At 57.0% G+C, this 4,314-nt stretch carries 4 protein-coding genes and 1 pseudogene; all 5 read left to right on the top strand.

Annotated features, from left to right (window positions below; translation table 11 throughout):
* Positions 1-782, top strand: a 782-nt coding sequence (locus CPT76_RS03720; protein ID WP_258168064.1) for an allophanate hydrolase-related protein, incomplete at its 5' end; no start/stop codon positions are given.
* A gap of 357 nt (positions 783-1,139) precedes the next feature.
* Entirely contained in the window at positions 1,140-2,177 is a 1,038-nt protein-coding gene (locus CPT76_RS03715; RefSeq protein ID WP_105441967.1) for a LacI family DNA-binding transcriptional regulator, read from the top strand.
* 129 nt (positions 2,178-2,306) lie between these two features.
* Positions 2,307-2,760 (top strand): annotated as a pseudogene (locus CPT76_RS03710) (VOC family protein).
* A gap of 28 nt (positions 2,761-2,788) precedes the next feature.
* Positions 2,789-3,490, top strand: coding sequence for an SDR family oxidoreductase (locus CPT76_RS03705; protein WP_105441966.1), 702 nt, complete (start codon positions 2,789-2,791; stop codon positions 3,488-3,490).
* A 53-nt stretch (positions 3,491-3,543) separates the two neighbouring features.
* Complete coding sequence (locus CPT76_RS03700; protein ID WP_105441965.1) at positions 3,544-4,215, top strand: ThuA domain-containing protein; 672 nt, start codon at positions 3,544-3,546, stop codon at positions 4,213-4,215.
* Positions 4,216-4,314 lie beyond the last annotated feature (99 nt).

Below are 4,314 nucleotides of genomic sequence, written 5' to 3'. Positions count from 1 at the left end.
GCCGGCTTCATCGAGGCGCATCCCGGGTCGTCGTTTCCGGTGACGGAAACGATTCTGCGTCGGGGGCCAAGGCCGAGTATACGGCGGCAGCCCTCTTCCGCGCCCAGCATCGTTTGGCTGAGATTCGCAGGGCTGTCCGTTCCTGGCTGCGGCAAGCCGTGCTGGTGCTGCCGACCTGCGGCGGCACTTGGACAAGGGAGCAGGTCGGCGCGGATCCCATCGAAACGAACAGCAAGATGGGCATCTATACGAACCACTGCAACCTGCTGGATCTCAGTGCGCTGGCGATTCCGGCCGGGCAGGCAGGGCCCGAGCTCCCCTTCGGCGTGACGCTGTTTGCGCTTCCTGAAGAAGAAGCGAACCTGATCGAGGCCGCGCGCATCCTGTTGCGGGTGCAGGACACCATCCGTGTCGCCGTCTGCGGACTGCATATGCGCGGCATGCCGCTGGAGCCGCAGATGACGGGGCTCGGCGCAGTATTTGCGGAAGAGGCGCAAACCGCCCCGGTGTACCGGCTGTACAAACTGGAGACCGATCCGCCGAAGCCTGGGCTGGTACGGACGCTTCTAGGCGGGGCGCCGATCGCGGTGGAGCTGTGGGATATGCCGGTGGAGTCTTTCGGCAGGTTCACAGCCTCGATTCCCGCGCCGCTCGGGATCGGTCGTGTGGAGCTAGCGGACGGGCGGAGCGTCCCGGGTTTTGTCTGCGAGGCGTACGCCGCAGAAGGGACACTGGACATTACCGCGTCCGGTGGCTGGAGAAACGCGATGGCCGAAGTATAATTTTTTATGATAGAAAGTCAGTCAGCCAGTCCGGTCTCAACCGGTTCTGGCCTTTTTTTATGGCAACAAAAACTGCGAGTTTGTTACGAGCATACTTCAACTCTTTTTCCCAAACGGCTCAAATAGCAAGCACGATTAAAGCATGGCCCTCCGCCTCCTCGGAAATGTATTGACAACATGTGGAAGAGGGGATAGATTGAACTCATAAACACGTGTTTATGCCCAAAGGCGTTATTTTTTGGATGGCGAATGCCGGATTCGCGATCGTACATACAGGCATGGTGAAGCAGAGCCCACGGATACTGCAGCTTGCGCCGCCTTTTGTGAACACGTGTTAATGAATTTGGAGTGTGCAGGATGAGGAAGAACGACATCAATAGCATCGAAATCGCCAGAATCGCAGGCGTCTCGCGAAGCACCGTCAGCCGGGTGATCAACAATTACCCAAACGTGCCGCAGGCTACGCGGGAGAAGGTCATGCAGGTCATCGAGAGATACGGCTATTCTCCCAATTTCTCGGCACGCATCATGACTGGTATGAAAACGCTTACGATTGGTCTGTTCCTGATTTCGCCGGAGGCGATTCACGACACGCTGACCCACGCGCTGATCAGCGATGTGATCGAGAGCGCGTCCAGCCGCGGCTACTACGTCCTGACCCACATTATCCGGAGCACAGGGGATATGGAAGCCGTCCGAAAGGTGAAGGATACGTTTTATCAGCGGCGGATTGACGGCGGCATATTTATCGGCGCGGCGAATCATGAACCGTTTATCGAGGAGCTCATTGCCAAAGGATTTGTGGCGGGAATCGTGGACCAGCATCTGGAGGGGCGGCTGGAGCCGAACCGGGTGATCTGCAATTTTGACAACAAGCTGGGCATGAAGCAGGGAGTCGATTACCTGGTAGGCCTGGGGCACCGGAACATTGCGTTTATTGCGGGCGATCCGCTTCGCTGCTCCGGTCCCGAGAGAATGGAAGCTTTTCAGGATGCAATGGCGGCTCACGGCCTAAAGGTGAACCCGGACTGGGTCCTGCCATCGGATTTCTCCGAACGAAGCGGATACGAGTCGACCGCGCGCTGGCTTCAGAGCATCCCAGACCTGCCGACGGCCATTTTCGCCTGCAACGACAGTGTGGCATTCGGAGCGCTTCGAGCCTTGAACGAGGCCGGGCTGCGGGTACCTGAAGACATCTCCCTGATGGGGTTTGACGATCATCTCTTGAGCTCGCGCATTCAGCCGGCGCTAACCACGATACGCGTGAACTTTTCCGAAATGATCGACATGCTGACGCGGCAGGTCATCGAAACCATTGAGGACGGTACGCAGCTGTTCAAAAAATACGTGGGGACCGCGGAGCTGGTCATCCGGAACTCGTGCCGGAAAGTCTAATTTAAACAGTAAGGATGAAATGTGCGTCGGATTAAGTGTTTGGCGGGAACAGAAGAGGGAATCTATTGGCTGCTTAGGGTTCGTAGTAAAAAGCTTTTCCAATTCAGGGCTGTTAAGGAGGATTTTTATATGACGGCAGGCGCATTAGGAACCAAGCTGGTTACACAAATTGGGATTGTCGTGAAAGACATCGATACCGTTTCGCAGAGCTATGCGGAGTTTTCTGGGGGTGGAACGGCCGAAATGGTCCTGGACGGACACCGTGGATGTCGCCCAGACGGAGTTTAACGGGCAGCCTTCGGAGGCGCGCGCGAAGCTGGCCTTTTTTGACTGCGGGCAGCTGCAGATCGAGCTGATCGAGCCGGATGAGCATCCGTCGACTTGGCGTGAGTTTTTGGATGAGCATGGTGAAGGCGTGCATCATATCGCGTTTGGAATTCAAGGAATGAAGGACAAGATCGCCGTTCTGGAAGGCCGCCACATGCCGCTGATTCAAAAAGGCGAATACACCGGCGGGCGCTACGCATACATCGACAGCAGCAACGAGCTGAAAGTTCTGATCGAGCTGCTGGAAAACGATTAATCCGATAAGCAGGTGAGGTGCTGAAGCTATGAATATTTTGATTACGGGATCGGCCCGGGGGCTTGGCTTTGAAACAGTCAAAGCAGCGCTTGCGCTTGGGCATACCGTGTTTGCAGGCGTGCGGGATATGGAGCGTCATACCGAGTCGCTTCGTGCAATGCGTGCAGTCCATCCGGACCGGCTCACGCTGATCGCAATGGATGTCACTGACGAAGAAAGCGTGAAAAACGCCAAGTCAGCCGTGCTGGAGCATACGGATGTGCTCGATGCCTTGATTAACAACGCAGGCGTGCTAATCGGCCGCGAGCATAAGCTGGAGGAGCTGGATTTTGCCGATATGGAACAGTCCATGCTGGCGAACCTGTACGGGCCGATGAAGGCCGTGAAGCATTTCCTTCCGCTGCTGCGCAGGAGCGCCCAGCCATGCATCATCAACATCAGCTCGGAGGCCGGATGCTTTGCCGGGGCCTACGGCGGGGATTATCCTTACGCGATATCCAAAAGCGGGCTGAACTACTTTACCGCCCAGCTCCGCAGGGAGCTGACGCCTCAGAACTTTGCGGTTTATGCTGTACATCCCGGCTGGATTCGGACTCCAATGGGCGGCGACCAAGCGCCGGGCGACCCGGCGGATACCGCGCAGGGCTTGCTGCGCATCGTGGAACGAACCGTCATCCCCGATCCGAATGCCTGGATGGTGAATCATCGCGGGGAAGCGATGCCCTTTTAACGGTCACGATCTTTGAACCACCGTATTGCTTTCGACAATAAGGAGGAAGCCACATGAAAACGATTTGGGCGGTTGTCGGCGACTTTTATCATGAAGCCGAGCCGGCGAAAAAGTCACTTGAACAAGTTTTGGAGCCCTTCTTGATGAATGGACAAACTGGGCTGCTGTACAAGGAAGTTTCCGATCTCGCCGCCGGGCAGCTTGGGCAGAAGCCGGACCTCATTATTTTATTTGCGGAGAACCGTCTGGAGCCGCAAAACGACCCGGAGGCAGCCTGGATGACCGAGGACATCGGCCGGCAGATCGAAGCTTATGTGAGTGGCGGGGGTGCCTGGCTCGCATGGCATTCCGGGCTGGCGTCGTATCCCGAGGACGGCGCGTATGTGAACATGCTGCGGGGGTATTTTTTGTCACACCCGAAGGAGCACAGTGAGGTGACCTATACATCGGTCGACGGATCTGCCTTGGGCGAGCTGGACGGTACGTTCCGGTTTAAGGACGAACACTACTTTGTCGCTTGCTCCGAGCAGGAGACCGAGGTGTTCCTGCGGTCTTCTTCTCGAGACGGCGAATCCATTGCCGGCTGGCTGCATCCTTACGGCGAGGGACGGGTAGCCTGCGTGACGCCGGCTCATCTGCCTGAGGGATTGCTGAACGAAGGGTTCATCCGGCTGATGCAGCGGGTGATTGCATGGAGCCTGGAGCTCGAAACGGTGGATGCGTAGGGAAGGAAAGTGGCCCTGAGGAGAAGCCGTTTCTGACGAAGGCGGGGCATATAAGCTTGTATAGGCCTGGATGCCTGAGTGACTGAGGATTCTCTTGGC

Source organism: Paenibacillus sp. AR247 (assembly GCF_002968895.1).
GTDB classification, from domain to species: domain Bacteria; phylum Bacillota; class Bacilli; order Paenibacillales; family Paenibacillaceae; genus Paenibacillus_AQ; species Paenibacillus_AQ favisporus.
This window is presented reverse-complemented; position numbering and strand designations above follow the sequence as displayed.